Origin of the sequence: Marinobacter sp. LV10R520-4 (genome assembly GCF_002563815.1) — a bacterium.
Lineage (GTDB): Bacteria > Pseudomonadota > Gammaproteobacteria > Pseudomonadales > Oleiphilaceae > Marinobacter.
The window spans coordinates 1,581,500-1,597,791 of sequence record NZ_PDJM01000001.1 but is presented as its reverse complement, the minus strand read 5'-3'; the positions used below and the strand labels follow the sequence as shown (position 1 = coordinate 1,597,791).

The 16,292-nt window shown below is 55.7% G+C and carries 14 protein-coding genes; 9 read left to right on the top strand and 5 right to left on the bottom strand.

The window, feature by feature from the left end; genetic code table 11:
• Positions 1 to 47 precede the first annotated feature (47 nt).
• The 6 genes from ATG98_RS07600 to ATG98_RS07575 all read left to right on the top strand — a co-directional run bounded on the left by ATG98_RS07600 (position 48) and on the right by ATG98_RS07575 (position 6,704).
• On the top strand, positions 48 to 482 hold the full coding sequence (locus ATG98_RS07600) for a hypothetical protein (RefSeq protein ID WP_098424404.1): 435 nt from the start codon (positions 48 to 50) through the stop codon (positions 480 to 482).
• Between the two features lie 79 nt (positions 483 to 561).
• A complete protein-coding gene (locus ATG98_RS07595) occupies positions 562 to 1,026 on the top strand; it encodes a DUF4864 domain-containing protein (RefSeq protein ID WP_098422542.1) in 465 nt (154 codons plus the stop codon).
• A gap of 95 nt (positions 1,027 to 1,121) precedes the next feature.
• The gene (locus ATG98_RS07590) at positions 1,122 to 1,370 is read left to right on the top strand and encodes a helix-turn-helix domain-containing protein (RefSeq protein WP_098422541.1); all 249 of its coding nucleotides are present in this window, start codon (positions 1,122 to 1,124) and stop codon (positions 1,368 to 1,370) included.
• 6 nt (positions 1,371 to 1,376) lie between these two features.
• The gene (locus ATG98_RS07585; protein ID WP_098422540.1) at positions 1,377 to 2,669 is read left to right on the top strand and encodes a type II toxin-antitoxin system HipA family toxin; all 1,293 of its coding nucleotides are present in this window, start codon (positions 1,377 to 1,379) and stop codon (positions 2,667 to 2,669) included.
• Positions 2,670 to 2,739: 70 nt separating this feature from the next.
• On the top strand, positions 2,740 to 4,443 hold the full coding sequence (locus ATG98_RS07580; RefSeq protein WP_098422539.1) for a VRR-NUC domain-containing protein: 1,704 nt from the start codon (positions 2,740 to 2,742) through the stop codon (positions 4,441 to 4,443).
• Positions 4,440 to 6,704, top strand: coding sequence for an ATP-dependent DNA helicase (locus ATG98_RS07575; protein ID WP_098422538.1), 2,265 nt, complete (start codon positions 4,440 to 4,442; stop codon positions 6,702 to 6,704). The genes ATG98_RS07580 and ATG98_RS07575 overlap by 4 nt, the downstream gene beginning before the upstream one ends.
• A 28-nt stretch (positions 6,705 to 6,732) precedes the next feature.
• Here ATG98_RS07575 and ATG98_RS07570 read toward each other — a convergent pair whose 3' ends face one another.
• The 5 genes from ATG98_RS07570 to ATG98_RS07550 all read right to left on the bottom strand — a co-directional run bounded on the left by ATG98_RS07570 (position 6,733) and on the right by ATG98_RS07550 (position 11,081).
• Positions 6,733 to 7,104, bottom strand: coding sequence for a VOC family protein (locus ATG98_RS07570; RefSeq protein ID WP_098420367.1), 372 nt, complete (start codon positions 7,102 to 7,104; stop codon positions 6,733 to 6,735).
• Positions 7,105 to 7,191: 87 nt separating this feature from the next.
• Positions 7,192 to 8,067, bottom strand: a complete 876-nt coding sequence (locus ATG98_RS07565) for an NAD(P)/FAD-dependent oxidoreductase (protein ID WP_098422537.1) — start codon at positions 8,065 to 8,067, stop codon at positions 7,192 to 7,194.
• 176 nt (positions 8,068 to 8,243) lie between these two features.
• Positions 8,244 to 8,855 carry a cytochrome b/b6 domain-containing protein gene (locus ATG98_RS07560; protein WP_179888083.1) on the bottom strand — a complete coding sequence of 204 codons (612 nt, stop codon included), beginning with the start codon at positions 8,853 to 8,855 and terminating at the stop codon, positions 8,244 to 8,246.
• 2 nt (positions 8,856 to 8,857) lie between these two features.
• A complete protein-coding gene (locus ATG98_RS07555; protein WP_098422535.1) occupies positions 8,858 to 10,486 on the bottom strand; it encodes a tetrathionate reductase family octaheme c-type cytochrome in 1,629 nt (542 codons plus the stop codon).
• A 40-nt stretch (positions 10,487 to 10,526) separates the two neighbouring features.
• Positions 10,527 to 11,081, bottom strand: coding sequence for a rhodanese-like domain-containing protein (locus ATG98_RS07550; protein WP_098420358.1), 555 nt, complete (start codon positions 11,079 to 11,081; stop codon positions 10,527 to 10,529).
• Between the two features lie 246 nt (positions 11,082 to 11,327).
• On the opposite strand from ATG98_RS07550, the gene ATG98_RS07545 reads away from it, so the two are divergent.
• From ATG98_RS07545 to ATG98_RS07535, 3 genes are read left to right on the top strand one after another with little or no spacing between them, the layout of a single operon-like run.
• Positions 11,328 to 12,326 carry an HlyD family secretion protein gene (locus ATG98_RS07545; protein WP_098420356.1) on the top strand — a complete coding sequence of 333 codons (999 nt, stop codon included), beginning with the start codon at positions 11,328 to 11,330 and terminating at the stop codon, positions 12,324 to 12,326.
• Positions 12,319 to 15,132, top strand: coding sequence for a ribosome-associated ATPase/putative transporter RbbA (gene rbbA / locus ATG98_RS07540; protein ID WP_228706054.1), 2,814 nt, complete (start codon positions 12,319 to 12,321; stop codon positions 15,130 to 15,132). The genes ATG98_RS07545 and rbbA overlap by 8 nt, the downstream gene beginning before the upstream one ends.
• Before the next feature lie 2 nt (positions 15,133 to 15,134).
• Positions 15,135 to 16,253 carry an ABC transporter permease gene (locus tag ATG98_RS07535; protein ID WP_098424402.1) on the top strand — a complete coding sequence of 373 codons (1,119 nt, stop codon included), beginning with the start codon at positions 15,135 to 15,137 and terminating at the stop codon, positions 16,251 to 16,253.
• Positions 16,254 to 16,292 lie beyond the last annotated feature (39 nt).

Genomic DNA, 16,292 nt, shown 5'->3' with positions numbered 1-16,292 from the left:
GCGATGGAAAATCATCGCAAGGTAAATACCTTACTGAACGGGTGATTATGAGCAGAATAGGATTGGTCAAAAGCGCCGTAAACGAACAGCTGAACGACAGTTATGATCTGCTGGCCATGCGACTGCTGTTCTCGCCAGAGCACGCTGTTGTAAACATACAAAAGGAAATCAAGGATTTGTATGTTTATCCGGAAAGGCTTGAAAGCGGTTATTGCGACGAGTGGCGCGCCATTGCGACACGCGCCCTGTTTCGTAATGCCTTTGGCGAGCACTGGCGGTCGGATGAAGAAAATCTGCAGCGTTACCTGAAATATTTGCGCAGCCAGGCCATTCCGAAATGTGTGCACCAGAACGTTGAGTTGTTCCGCATGCTGGGTCAGGCGCTTGCCATTGCTCGCTCAGACAACACCATTGCCTTTCCTGATCGGCAGCGACAGGCGCTGATCAACATCATTTGGCCAGAAAAGGCCGGCCGTAAGTAAAGCCGGGCTTACACTTGGGGAGTCCGCAGCACCGTTTTTCCCGTATTGGTTAAAATATGGTCAACAAAAGGGTTTCGTCATGGGCCAGCAACTTACCCGCACCACAAAGAGCGTTGTTCTGTTTCTGATAATAAGTTTGGGTTTTGCGCTTGTTTGGGCATCCCAGTCTTTTGCCAACGATAATGATGAAGAAGCCGGAATTCAGGACACGATCCAGATTCAAGACTCTATCTTGCGCCAGATCGAAGCGTTCGCTAACAACGACGGTGAGCAAGCCTGGGCTTATGCGTCCGAGGGTATCAAGCGTCGCTTTGGATCGTCACAGGTGTTTGTGGAAATGGTGCGCGAGGCCTATCCTGCCGTACACAATGCCACCCAGATTGAGTTCACCGAAAATGTGCCTCACGGTATTTTTCACATTCAGGTCGTGAAGCTCAAAGGCCCCGAGGGCAAATCCTGGGACGCCTATTACAGAATGGTACAGGTAGAAAACGTGTGGAAAGTCGCTGGCGTGCGCCTGCAGCCGGCTGACATAGGCATTTGAAGTGGTATGGAGCTGCTTAATCCCCTGTAAAGGATATTATTGATCTTATACCCTGAAAGGTATAAGATTTAATTTATCGTCTAAGGGGTATGTTTATGAAAATTACTTCGCCCGAAGCGCTGTCTACTGCCATTAAAAATGCCCGCTATCACCAAGACCTGAGCCAACAGGCCACTGCGTCTAAAGTCGGTGTAAAACAAGCCACGGTTTCCAACTTTGAGAATCATCCGGAGAAAAGCCGAATCGAGACTCTATTCAAGCTTCTTTCCGCTCTTGACCTTGAGTTGCGTGTGGTAGAGCGCGGTGCTTCGGATCCTGTAATCGGCTGGGGCGAAGAATGGTGATTGTCCATGCCTGATTTACTTGTGGCCTTGAACGGTATTGAAGTCGGAAAGTTAACGTTAGAAACCTCCGGTGCTATGGTTTTCCAGTATTCTCCTGCCTGGCAAAATCGGCCCGGTGCCCGAGCTATCTCTCTTTCACTGCCGCTGTCTTCGAAGGCGTATCGCGGGGCGTTGGTCTTAAATTTTTTCGATAACCTTCTGCCAGACTCGAATGCCATAAGATCTCGCATGCAAGCACGTTTCAGCGCTCCTACCCGCCATCCTTTTGATCTACTTTGGAGTGTTGGTCGAGACTGTATTGGCGCCATTCAGCTCTATCCTCAAGATTGCGAAGTGCCGAATGTCCGAAAGGTGACGGCTGAACCAGTTGACACCACCGCGATCGAGTTCTTGCTGGGCAATTATCAAGACGCACCGCTAGGCATGGCGCGGGAAAATGACTTTCGCATTTCACTGGCGGGTGCTCAGGAAAAAACGGCGTTACTCTGGCATCAGGAGCATTGGCAACTCCCCACCGGGAGCACGCCCACCAGTCATATCTTCAAGCTCCCAATCGGTTTTCTGGATCATAGCAATATTGATCTTCGTGAAAGCGGTGAGAATGAATGGCTCTGTTTACAGCTTTTAAAAGCCTTTGGGTTGTCCACTGCTAATGCGGAACTTGGGCAGTTTGGCCGTCAGAAAGTATTAATTGTCGAACGCTTTGATCGGCGCTGGTCGAAGGATTCCGCTTGGCTAATGCGATTGCCTCAGGAAGACTTTTGTCAGGCCCTCGGCGTAGCACCTGCGATCAAGTACGAGAGCGATGGCGGCCCGGGAATTCACGATGGTATGAAGCTTCTTCTTGGTTCCCAGGAGGTTCAAAGGGATCGCGAAACCTTCTTCAAAGCTCAGATATTGTTTTGGCTGATGGCGGCGATTGATGGCCATGCAAAAAATTTCAGTCTTTTTATAGAGCCTGGCTCAGCCTATCGGATGACACCGCTGTACGACGTGATCTCAGCCTATCCGCTGATGGCGCAAGGCAGTCTGGCGTCGCAAAAAGCAAAAATGGCGATGTCTGTTAAAAGCCGTAACCGCCATTACCATTGGGATCGAATTCAACAAAGGCATTTCATAAGTGCGGCTCATCAAGTTGGCTTCTCCCGCGAGAGGGCGAGCGAGCTCCTCGACGAGATCGCCGAACAGGTGCCCCGTGCAATCAGTGCCGTAGAAGCCCTGTTGCCCGTTGATTTTCCATCGCGCATTAGTGAATCCATTTTGGACGGTGTGAAAAACCAAGCTAAAAAAATAAAGTAAATTCAGGCGTTAACTCATTAAATTCGAGTGGTTGCATTGCACCTCCTCAATTAGGTCTGTCCGTGTCTTTATGAGCAAGCATCACCAGGATTTCAGGCCCGCCGCGGCGAATCTTGAAAACCCCCTGTACTACCTGGAAAACATGGAAACGGTGGTGGCGTGGGTGGCTAACCACCACTCCGATTTGCTGTCGGCGCCGGAGAATGCCCGGCTAAGCGAGTTCCTTGATTTGCCCCGTCCTGCCCGAGCTTTGTTGGCCCGGATGGTGATGCGCAGCGGTGAGCTGTTCCGCACTGACAAGCTGAAGTACCCAGAGTTGGGAAGTTCGGAAGCGGATGCGTTGAACAACCTGATTAGAGATGACTGGCTGGATTGTGCTCCCTTGCTGACTCTGGACGATCTGTTTCGCCTGTTTACCCTGGCCGAACTTCGCCCGGCGTTTGCGCCGGCTCTGGTGCAGGCCGGTTTCAGCAAAAACCTGGCCAAAGCCCAGATGCGCGATGTGTTGAAGGGTACCTACGCCGATGCCCGTACCGTGATCGACTGGCTGGGTGACTCTGGTTCGCCGGTAGTGCGGGTGAGCTCAATGGCACTGTTTGACCGCGTTCGCCTGATGTTCTTCGGCAACCTGCGCCAGAGCTGGTCGGATTTTGTGCTGGTGGAGCTGGGCCACCAACGCTACGAGCAGGTGCAATTCACCTCTGAAGCCCGGGCTTTCTCCGAACGCAGCCAAGTGGATACCTATCTGGCCATGCACCACTGCCGCGAATGTCTGGACGTTGGAATGCCGGCCGCTGAAGTGTGGGCCCAGGTGCCGCAACCTTCTGACAACCCGTGGCTGAGCAGTCGCCGCGATCGCCTGCTGCTTGAGCTGGGCCGACAGGCGGAACGTCAGGGCGAGCGGGAAGTAGCTTTGGAAGCACTTGCCTCAAGTGGCCATAGGGAAGCCCGGTTGAAACAACTGCGGCTGCTGGAGCGGATGAAACGCTTTGACGAAGCCTGGGCGATTGCCTCTGACTGGCAGCACGCCGAACTCAGCGACGCCGAAGCCCAGGGTCTGGCGCGGATTCTGAAGCGGTTGGCAGCCAAAGTGAAACAGCCCGCTCCTTTGGCACCACAACCGCCGCCGCTTGACGAGTTCACGTTGACGCTGCCGCAAACGGGTCGCTCTGTGGAGAGGGCGGTGCGCGACCATCTTTCGAGTCCTGAAGCACCGGTGTTTTATATGGAAAACACCCTGATAAACAGCCTGTTTGGTCTGCTGTGCTGGAACACCATCTTCAAGCCCATACCCGGCGCTTTTTTTCATCCGTTTCACAGTGGCCCGGCGGACCTGCTGCGGAAAGATTTTGTCAGCCGGCGCCAGGCCGCGTTTGATCAGTGCTTTGCGGCGCTGCACGATGGCGGCTATCGCCAGCAGATACTGAACACCTACGCCGCAAAGCAGGGCATTACCAACCCCTTTGTGACCTGGCCTGCGCTGAATGAGGAGCTGCTGACGCTGGCGCTGGATTGTATTCCAGCGCTGGATTTACACATTCTTTTTGAGCGACTTTTGCTGAATATTCGCGAACATCGCAGCGGTTTTCCCGATCTTGTCCGCTTTTACCCTGAAAATCCGCATACCAGGCCGCGATACGAAATGATTGAAGTGAAGGGCCCTGGCGATCGCCTACAGGATCACCAGGTTCGCTGGCTTCATTTTTTCGCCAGCAAGGGCATCGCCGCCAGCGTGTGTTATCTGCGTTGGCAAACCGGCGAGGCCACGCCATGAAGGTGGCGGTACGCACACTCTGCGAGTTTGCTGCCCGTGCAGGCGATCTGGATTTTCGTTACACCCCGGCGCCCAGCGCCGAAGAGGGCATTGCCGGCCACCAGGCGATTCAGGCAAAGCGCGGATACGGCTACAAAAGCGAGTACCCGATTAGCGGCGAATGCCTGGGCTTGGCGCTGTCTGGCCGTGCCGATGTGTATAACCCGCACTCCGGACTGCTGGAAGAAATCAAAACCCACCGTGGCGACTTGTCGCGCATTCGCTCCCATCAGCGCGCACTTCACCGGGCTCAGCTGCGGGCTTACGGTGCTCTGCTGTGCCGCCAGGAAAAGCGTAAAACCGTAAAGCTGGCACTGGTGTACTTCGATATTGGCAACAACCGGGAAACGTCGATCAGCGAAACCGCCCGCGCCGATGAACTCTGGCAAGAGCTGGAAGTGCTGTGTGATCGCTACCGGCTGTGGGCAGAGCAGGAAGCCCATCACCGGGAGCAGCGGAATATTCGCCTGTCTGGACTGCGTTTTCCGTTTGCGCAGTTTCGCCCGCGCCAACGCCAGCTTGCGGAAACCGTTTACAAAAATACGGTGAAGGGCGGCACCTTGCTGCTGGAAGCGCCTACCGGCCTGGGCAAAACCTTGGGTACTTTGTTCCCTGCACTTATGGCCATGCCGGCGGCGAATCAGGACGTGCTGTGCTATCTCACCTGCCGTAACACCGCTCGCCAGCTGGCGGTAGACGCGGTGGATCGCCTGCGGTTAGCGCAGGAAATACCGCAAATCTGGCCGTTAAGAACCTTGGAACTGGTGTCTAAAGCCGATGCTTGCGAGCACCCGGACAAAGCCTGCCACGGCGATTCCTGCCCCCTGGCCAAAGGTTTTTTTGACCGCCTGCCAGACGCCCGCGCCGAAGCCGCCCAGGCCGATTCCACATTGACTCAGGAGACGCTGGCGAAGATCGCCGCCGGCCATGACATCTGCCCCTACTTCTTGGCCCAGGAAATGGCGCGTTGGTGTGATCTGGTGATTGGCGATGTAAACCGGATGTTTGACCAGTCTGCCCTGCTCCACGGCCTGACCCGGCAGAACCAGTGGAGAACCGCGGTGCTGTTGGATGAAGCCCACAATCTGGTGGATCGCGGCCGCGGTATGTATTCGGTGCAGCTGGACCAACAGCGGCTTTTGAAGCTGCGTAAAACCGCGCCCAAAGTTCTAAAATCCCATCTGGACCGCACTGCCCGGGCCTGGCAGGGGGTGATTCGTGACCAAGCCGAAGCTGGCACAGCACCGGTGTTTCTAAGTGCTTTGCCTGTATCGCTGACCGGCAGCCTGCAGGGCCTGGTGTCCGGGCTTACGGATTATCTGGCGGATAACCCGCCGGATCTGGCGTTGCAGGAAGTCCTGTTCGAGTCGGTTGCCTTTATGAAACTGGCGGATTCTTTCGCCGACCATTCCCTTTGTGAATTTCGCCGCGAAGGCCGCGGCCGCGCCAGCCTGACGATTCAGAATCTGGTGCCGGCGGATTTCCTGCGTGACCGGTTTCAGGCGGCGTCATCGGTGTTGCTGTTTTCCGCGACCTTGAGCCCCGGCGTGTATTACCGGGATTTGCTGGGGTTGCCGGAAGACAGCTGTTTTACCTCCCTGCCCAGCCCGTTCGGCGCCGAGCAGTTACAGGTGAACTTCACGCCCAAAATAAGCACCCGCCAGGCCCACCGCGAGTCGTCGGTGATGCCCATTGCCGAGCTGATCGCACAGCAGTATCGCCAGCGGCCGGGTCATTATCTGGCGTTTTTCAGCAGTTTTAAATATCTGAATGAGGTCAATGTGGCGTTGAGCAGCAGCGCCGCAGATGTGCCCCAACGTTCACAGCAGCCAGGCATGAGCCCACAGCAGCGCAAAGATTTTCTGGCAGGCTTCCGCGAAGAATCCGGCAGTGTGGCCTTTGCAGTTTTGGGGGGCGTGTTCAGTGAAGGTATTGATTTACCGGGGGACCAGCTGATTGGCGCGTTTGTGGCCACCCTGGGGCTGCCGCCCTTTGATGCCTGGCACGAAATTTTGAAACAGCGCCTGCAGAAACGCTTTGGCGCCGGTTACAACTACACTTATCTGATTCCTGGCTTACAGAAAGTGGCGCAAGCCGCGGGTCGTGTTATTCGGACGCCAGAAGACGAAGGGGTGATATGGCTGATTGACGATCGATTTTTACAGCTGCAGATTCGAGAGTTGTTACCGCGATGGTGGTTTGAAACCGAGACCGCCGATTAAAGCGGCCTCAGCTTACGGCAGGGCTGAATCAGCCGAAGTGGTAAAAAGCTACCTTGTTGCCGTCTGGGTCTTTCACGTAGGCACCGTAAAACTGGTCGGGAATACGCTGGCCGGGTTCGCCGCCACAGCTTGCACCCAATTCGATGGCTTTCTGATAGTAGGTATCAACCGCTTCTTTTGAGCCTGGCTGAAACGCCAGCATATTACCGTTACCGGGGTGGTTCGGCGAACCGTCATGCGGTGTACAAACCGCCATCATGGGGGATTTCATATCTTTACCAATAAAGGCAATGCGGCCCAAATCCAGCAGGACTTTTGCGCCCATGTCGCCCAGAAGATCCGTGTAGTATTTCTTGGCTTTTTCCATATCGCTGACACCAATCGTGACGTATCCGATCATGCTCTATTCTCCTGTTCTGGCTTAGCCAGGTGTGTTGTCGGTCGTGTCTGGCTCAAGCATTACGAACGAGCGGTCTTTTTTGGTCTGTCAGACCGAGCGGCGCGCCGGCTTTGCCATCCATTCGTGGCCTTTTAGCATAACATGCCAGTACAGGCCCGGCAGCTGCTTGGCTTTCAGAAACCAGGCGGCTCTTGTGGCTTTGGTGCGGCGAAACGTTGCTTTGTGCGAAGGGCCGTTAACCGACACCAGGTTGTTCTGGTAGTTAAGCTCAACGCCGTACTTTTCAATGTAACTTTGCAGCGCCGGCACATAATCGGGGACGCCAAACAGTACAGCGCCGGCGTTATGGAATTGAATGTCGATGTTTTTCAAAGCCCCGTTGCGCAGCCAGTAGTCTGCTGACAAATACATCGCCTTTTGTGGCGCACCGGCACACTTGATGGGCATGGGGGGTTGGCTGAACAACGCGCGCCCGGTTTTAAGGCTCTGGACCATTTCCCAGGTGTAGCTGGCCATGCCCTCCTGGTAGTTGGAGGTAACACCGTTCGAGCCAAGCGCTTCTTTCAGGCCGTCAATACCGGCCCAGTTCAGTTCTAACCCGGGTGCCAGCACCAAGGCCTGGTACCCGATCACAGAGCCGTCGGCCAGCGTAACCTGATTGTTCAGCTCGTCTACAGAGCACACCGTTTGCTTGTACCATGAGGCAAATCCCGGCATAACACTGGCCATGGGTTTTGAGGTGGTTTCCGGCTTGAAAATACCGCCCCCAACCATGGTCCAGCCGGGCTGGTAATGGTGGCTGTGTGCCGGCTCAATAATCGCGATATCCAGGGTGCTGTCTCGTTTGTGCAAGCTTGCAGCAACGGAAATGCCCGCGGCCCCGCCCCCAACAATAACTACGGTGTGCTGTTTGCCCTGCTCTTTGCCTTGCTCTTTACCCTGCTCTGCGGTGTTGGTTTGCATGCCTCTGAACCTCTTGTCATTATTTGGATGGACAGATTTCTCTTGAGATACGTCAAATCTTACCAAACAATGGGTTCTATCGTTATACCTATTAAGAATATTAAAAGACTGTTCATTCTATGAACAGTCTTAAGGGGTACGGCGATTCTTATGGAGTAAAACGGAGACCGGATGTGTCACGGCTTTTTGCTGGGTTCATCCACCGTATCGTAACCGGTCACCATCGGTTTTATGTGACTGAACAGGCTGGCCCCCAGAGTTGTCATGTACACATGGCCGATGATGAACACCATCATGGCGAACGCGGCGATTGTGTGGACGGTGGCCACGGCCTGCAGTGATAGAACACTTGATAGCGCTTCGGGCCATTGGCTGTAGAACAGATACAGCAGACCAGACACCCAGATAACCGGCGAAATCATCAGTTTGAAAAACAGATAGGCCAGCCGTTGCAGCGGGTTGTGCTTGGCTTTGCTGGTTTTGCGGTAGGGGTGGCTGGCACCGGTAAAGGTGCCAATCAGATAGTAATGCGCCACGGCCCAAAGGCCGTCGCGAGTGGGTATGTACTGGCGCCACTCGCCGGTGGTTATGTGCCAGAAAATGGCGAAAAGCCAAAGTACAATTAAGGCCCAGGCGGCGATGGTGTGTAACTGGGTTGCGTCCGCAAATCCGAACAGCTGGTAGCTGCCGTGAATTTCAAAACCGGTCAACAGCAGGCTGAAAATCAGCAGCGCCTGGGACCAGTGCCAGAAGCGTTCAAAACGTTTGAAAATCATTACCTTGGCCATAATCAACGCTCCTTGGTATGTTCGCGACGGCGGCGGAAGAATCTGCGAGCTAAACCATGAAGGGCTACGCCTAGCAACGTTAAAAGCACGGCCAACCAGCCAATGCGGTTGAGCCAAGGGTTGCTGCTGTGCCCCGGCATGTAAATTCCCGGCAATCCGGCCAGTCGGCTGTTCGCGCTGTGGCAGGCGGCGCAATCCAGAGCCTGGTCTGCCGGCGCCACCATGTGAGTAATGGGCCAGTGCATGGTGGTTTCAATAAAGTCGTATTCTCCACTGAAAGGAATGCCGGACCATTCGCTGCCGGTTTTCAGTGCTTTGGGCCAATCGTAGTTACTCCACAGCGAGGAGTCGTCTTTACCGAACACGTGGGTGGCCAACAGGGTTTCGTAAACGGTGTCGTAAGGCTGTTTGCCACGCATCACCTTGAATGGCCAGATGCGGGAATCTCCATCGCCTGGGCTGCCCTCCACCCGGTTGATGTGCACCGGTGACTGGGTCAAATCCAGTTTGGCGTCTATAAGGGTGTATTCCACCGTGCCGTTGAACCAGGCGTATTCTGGGGTGACGTTTTCGCCGTGGCGGAAATTGCCTTTTTCGCTCAGATAGCTGACGTGGCCATTCTCGTCTTTTAACGCCATAGGCTGGCCGTCTTCGTCCAGTTTGCCGGCGGTGGACCAGTCCCACCACATTTTGGTGGCGACACCGCCGCGGGCGAAGGCTGGAATATGACAGGTCTGGCACGCCAGTTTTTCAACGTGGTCATTCAACTTGGCTTGCGGGTGAGGTTCGCTGCCGTGGCAGGATTCACAACTGGCGCGACCCAGGTCAGTGTGGCCGGGTACATCGATGCCCAGGGTGTCTTTGGCATTTACCTGATAGCGGCTGCCAGCTACATTATGGCCCCAACTGGTGTGGCAGTCGGAGCAGCTGAAATCCAGGCCGTCGCTGGCCATGTGCACGTCCAGCTCGTGGCTTGGGTCTACCAGTGACGAATCCAGATCACCGTGTTTAACGCCGTCAGCGCCGCCACCGTAAAAGTGGCAGCTACCGCAGTTTTCGCGGTCACTGGCGCCTACGTTGCGGGCAACTTTTACTAAGTCGGGTGGCAGCACCAGCGTACCGCTGCCTTTTGGCCATTCGCGAGGAATATCCGTGGGGAAGCCGGCCAGGGTGGGGAATTTCCAGTATTCGCCGGTGGTGTCGTGGCACACCAGGCAATCCACTGCATTTTTGGCCGCCGGTGGCGGCTGGCTCATGTCTTCCCAGCCATAACCAACGTGGCAAGACGTGCAGCGCGCTTCGTTGGTGACGACCATGCCGCAAAAGCTGTTAATAACCTTGCTTTTACCCAGCTGCTGGCCGGTTTCAGGGTGATCGTATAGCCATGTCCAGTGGGTTGTAGCACGCACTTGCTCGCCAGCTTCGGTGTGGCAGGTCAGGCAGGCGGCGGTCACTTCCGGCGCTGAATTGAACGGGCCCTTCAGCGCCTCGAATTTGGTGTGGTCTGCGGTAGTCGGCGCCCGCTCTGCAGACGCCAGTGCTTCTGAGGATAGTAGCGGCAACAACAGGAGCGAAAACAGCAGGATTGCCACTGCCCTTCGTTGGGATAAAAGCTGGGACAAGCCTTCCATAATCGCCTTCCTTGCGGTGCTGACCGCTTATGAACCGTTATTACTGACCTGGGCGATAAATCTTTTCCGGATTGATCTCCATAGACCAGGGCAAGCCGTCATTCTGCCAGCCGTTAACGATGCGCATACCGGCTTTTTTGCCCTCTTTGGCGCCGCTACCCTGAAAGCCGTGATCAATGTATTTCACATTGGTAAAACCTTGGGACAGCAGGTAATCGGCACTGGGCTTACCCCGTGAAGAACCCGAGCGGCACATGGTGATAATCAGCGCGTCCTTGTTCAGGCCTTTGGCTTTCAGAGCGGCTTCAATTTGTGCGGCGAACTGCGGGTTTTTGTCCATGGCAAAGCGCTGCTTGTCGTCCAGAAACCGGCTGCGATCGGCCAGCAAGAACGGAATGTTGGCCTGAGCCACATCGGTAAAGCCGATAAACATGATTTCGATGGGGTCGCGCACATCCACAAACAGCATTTGGTCAGGCTGTGTTTGTACCAGATCAAAAGTTTGCTGGGGGGTGACGGCCAAAGCTTCATCATTTGCGAAGGCATGAACGCTGAGTCCGAAAATTATAAAAAATGCGATTAATAGCTGCTTCATTTCGCGCTTTCTCCTGCAATGAAACGGGTTTGTATCCACCTTTCACTATAGCCCAAAGTGCGCTGAATTTCTTTTTTAGAATAAGCTTATAACTAGAACGTTGACCGGGATCAAAAATGACTGAAGCGTTTAGCGCAGGCATGTCCTGCGCTTTTGACGCGTGTCACCCACGTTACTAAAAGCCCCGCTATACTGATTTCAGCTTCATTATAGTTGAACTAATCCAATTTTTATCGGGGACGATCTATGCCTGGCTCAAGCCCTAAAGTCCGCTCGAGACTGATAATAACTCTGGCGGTTATTGCTTTGCTCGCCCTTGTCGCCTGGTATTTTGTGCCAAAGGAAAACACCCTTGCTGCGCATATTGCGTCGGGAAATGGCCGCATAGAAGCCACTCAGGTTGATATTGCCACCCGCATTCCCGGCCGCCTGCTGACCTTCTTTGTGGCCGAGGGCGATCTGATTGATGCCGGTAGCCCGGTGGCAGAGATGGACACAGCGGAACTTCAGGCAACCTTGGCGGCTGCCCAGGCCAATCTGAGCCAGGCGATTCAAGCCGAACGCCTGGCCGATGCCATTGTGGCCCAGCGGGAAAGTGAACGGCGCCTGGCCCGGGCCGAGCTGGGGCGGTTTGAATCTCTGGTTGCCAAGGGCCACGTGTCTCGCGAACAGCTGGACCGCGCACGCACCACCGCAGAAACCGCAGACGCCGCATTGCAGGCGTCAAAGGTTCAGGTATTGTCAGCTCAAGCTGGCATCAACGCTGCGAAAGCCAACATCCACAAAATTGAAACCACTATTGATGATAGCCACCTGAACAGCCCGGTAGGCGGCCGTGTGCTTTACCGGCTGGCCGAGCCGGGTGAGGTGCTGCCGGCTGGCGGCAAAGTGGCCACGGTGTTGGACGTAACCGACGTGTACCTGACTATTTTTCTGCCCACCGCCCAGGCTGGTAAAGTGCGGGTGGGTTCCGATGCCCGCATTGTTCTGGACGCCCTGCCCGACTTTGTGGTGCCGGCGGAGGTGAGTTTTGTGGCTGCAGAAGCCCAGTTCACGCCCAAGGCGGTGGAAACCCGCACCGAGCGCGAGAAATTGATGTTCCGAGTGCGCATTCGCATCGACCCCGAATTGCTAGAGGCCTATCGCGATCGGGTGAAAACCGGCGTGCCGGGTGTTGCCTATGTTCGTCTCGATGAAAGTCTGCCTTGGCCAGAACAGCTGCAAGTAACCCTTCCTAATGGATAATCGGCCTGGCGACAGCTCTTTAGTTGTCAAAAAAGCTGCCAAAACCGTTACCCGGACAGGCATCAACCCGGGCGAAAAAGCGGTTGTGGCCCGGCTGATATCGGTTAATCATCAATACGGTGCCCGCCATGCTTTGCGGGATATTAGCCTGGACCTGCCCGCCGGCTGTATGGTCGGGCTGATTGGCCCAGACGGTGTTGGTAAGTCGACCTTGCTGGGTTTGGTGGCGGGTGCCCGCCAGTTGCAGCAAGGCCGGCTTGAGGTGCTGGGCGGCAATATGGCCGATTCGCACTTTCGCAGTCAAGTCGCCCCGTGCATTGCCTATATGCCCCAGGGGCTGGGCGGCAACCTCTACCACACCCTGACGGTGGACGAGAACATCGACTTTTTTGCCGACCTGTTCGGGCTGCGTGGCAAGGCCCGTGGCGAACAGATCGACCGCCTGCTAGACGCCACTGGCCTGTTGGAATTCCGCAGCCGGCCCGCCGGCAAATTGTCTGGCGGCATGAAGCAGAAACTGGGCCTTTGCTGCGCTTTGATTCACAACCCGGACCTGCTGATTCTGGATGAACCCACCACCGGCGTAGACCCGCTATCCCGCAAGCGATTCTGGGACTTGATTGATACCATTCGCAGCCAGCAAGCGGGCATGAGCGTGCTGGTGGCCACGGCTTACATGGAAGAAGCTGAGCGCTACGACTGGCTGGTGGCCATGGACAACGGCGCCATTCTGGCTACGGGTTCGCCGCAGGAATTAAAACAGCAAACTGAAACAGACAATCTGGACGACGCCTTTATCGCGCTGCTGCCAAAAGACCGGCAGGAAACCGGTGGCGATGCTGCGACTACGGCTTCGGCGAGCGCGGCAACCGATAACGCCGACGTGCCTGCCATTGAAGCCCATAATCTCACCCTGCGCTTTGGCGACTTCACCGCGGTAAAAGACGTTAGCTTCACCATCCCGAAAGGCGAAATATTTGGTTTTTTAGGCTCTAACGGCTGTGGCAAAACCACCACCATGAAAATGCTCACCGGGCTGCTAACGCCGTCCGAAGGCGAGGTGTTGCTGTTTGGCGCCACTCTGGATGCCAGAGACCTGAAAACCCGCCAGCGTGTGGGCTACATGTCGCAGTCGTTCTCGCTGTACAACGAGCTGACCGTGCGCCAGAACCTGGAACTGCACGCCAAGCTATTTCATCTGCCAGCCGAACGCATTCAGCCCAGAATGGATGAATTGACCCAAGAATTTAGTTTAGAAGACGTGATGGACCGGTTTGCTGGTGACTTGCCCCTGGGCGTGCGCCAGCGGTTGTCGCTGGCAGTAGCCGTGGTGCATTCGCCGGAACTGCTAATTTTAGACGAGCCAACCTCCGGGGTAGACCCCGGTGCTCGCAACCGCTTCTGGCAGTTGCTTCTGCGTTTGTCCCGCGAAGACGGCGTGACCATTTTTATTTCCACTCACTTTATGAATGAAGGCGAGCGCTGCGACCGCATTTCACTGATGCACGCCGGCGAAGTACTGGCCTGCGATACCCCGGCGGCGCTGGTAGAACAAGCCGGGGTAAACAATCTGGAAGCCGCGTTTATGCAAACCCTCGAGGCTGTGGATAAAGAACCCGAAAGCAGCAACAACGGAAACGTGCTGGGCGAAGACGCCAGCGACCGGCCGCGCTATCGCGGTTTCAGTTTTCAGCGCTTGATGGCCTATGGTCGCCGCGAAACCCGCGAGCTGCTGCGTGACCCTATCCGCATGGCGTTTGCGTTCATTGGTTCGGCCTTGCTGATGATGATTCTGGGTTACGGCATTACCATGGACGTGGAAGACCTGACGTTCGCGGTGCTGGACCAGGACCAGACTCCGCAAAGCCGCGACTACATCACCGCCGTATCGGGTTCCCGCTACTTTTTAGAGCAACCACCGGTGGCCACCATGGCCGAACTGGAACAGCGGATGAAATCCGGCGAACTGAGCCTGGTTCTGGCGATACCGCCGGGCTTTGGCAAAAACCTGAAACGCGGCCGGCCTACCGAAATCGCCGTGTGGGTAGACGGCGCTATGCCCTTTCGCGGTGAGACCATACTGGGGTATATGCAAGGCCTGCATTTCAGCTACCTGAAAGATCTGGCCCAGCGCACCTACGGCAGTGTGCCGGCTTTTAGCCTGGTGACCGTTGAAGCCCGCTACCGCTATAACCAGGACTTCCGCAGCCTGGACGCCATGGTGCCGGCGGTGATTCCCATACTGCTGATTTTCATCCCGGCTATTCTGATGGCGTTGGGGATTGTGCGGGAGAAAGAGCTGGGATCTATCACCAATCTGTATGTAACCCCGGTGACCCGGCTGGAATTTTTGCTCGGTAAACAGCTGCCCTACATCGGCTTTAGCATGGTCAGCTACGTCAGCCTGGTGCTGCTGGCGATTTTCCTGTTTGACGTGCCCATCAAAGGCGGCGTGCTAACCCTGACCTTTGGCGCGCTGCTGTTCGTGACCGCCACCACCGGTCTGGGCCAGGTAATTTCGGCGTTTGCGTCTACCCAGATTGCCGCGCTGGCGGCTACCGCAATCATCACCATACTGCCCACGGTGCAGTTCTCTGGCATGACGGAGCCGGTATCTTCTCTGGACGGCGCCGCTGCGGTCATTGGCCAGTTCTGGCCTGCTACCTGGTTCCTGCAGATCAGCCGCGGCGTGTTTACCAAGGGCCTGACCCTGGGTGATATGCAACACGCGTTCCTGGTGCTGGCGGCGTTCATCCCGGTGCTTACCTTGATGTCCGTGCTGTTACTTCGTAAACAGGGGCGCTGATGATGGAAACTCTCGGCAATATCTGGAATCTGGGTGTCAAAGAGCTGCGCAGTATCTGGCACGACAAAGTGCTGCTGGCGTTCGTATTGATGGCGTTTACCTTGATGGTGTACACCGCAGGCTCTGCCGGTTCGATGGAACTGCACAACGCGCCAGTGGCGGTGGTGGATGAAGACCAGAGCGCATTGGCTGGCCACATGATCGATTCCCTGCAACCACCCTGGTTTATGCCACCGGACCAGATCCAGTATGGTCAGATTGACGAAGTTCTGGACAAAGGCAGTCACACGTTCGTTCTGGTGATTCCCGACGGTTTCGAGCGCGACATCCGTCAGGGCCGAGTCACCAGCGTGCAGCTGAATATCGACGCTACCCGCATGACCCAGGCGTTCATCGGTTCGCGCTACATTGAACAGTTGCTGACCACCGAAGTGGCGGAATTTATGCAGACTGGCAGCGCTGGCGGTGCCTTGCCCATCAACCTGGTAACCCGGGTGAGTTTTAACCCCAATCTGGACGGCACCTGGTTTGGCGGAGTGATGGAGCTGACCAATATGATCACCATGATCAGCATCATACTGACCGGCGCTGCGCTGATTCGCGAACGTGAACACGGCACCGTGGAACACCTGATGGTGATGCCGATAAAGCCGTTTGAAATCATGGCCGCCAAAGTGTGGGCTAACGGCCTGGTTGTGATGCTGGCGGCAACCCTTTCGGTAACCCTTGTGATTCAGCTGATATTAAAAGTGCCGGTGCAGGGTTCAATAATGCTGTTTATGTTCGGCACCCTGATTCATCTGTTTTCCACCACTGCCATCGGCATCCTGATTGGCACCGTGGCCCGCACCATGCCCCAGTTCGGCCTGCTGCTGATACTCACCATACTGCCCCTGCAAATGCTCTCTGGCGGCATAACCCCGCGGGAAAGCATGCCTGACCTGGTGCAGAACATCATGCTGGTGGCGCCCACCACCCACTTCGTCAGCTTGGCGCAAGCCATACTTTACCGGGGAGCAGGCCTGGAGGTGGTGTGGCCGCAAATGCTGGCGTTGGTTGGTATTGGGGTGGTGTTTTTTAGTGTGGCGCTGGCGCTGTTTCGGAGGCATCTGGCGGTATGAAGAGGGGAATTACTCATGTTTACCTATGAAATGTGTAAT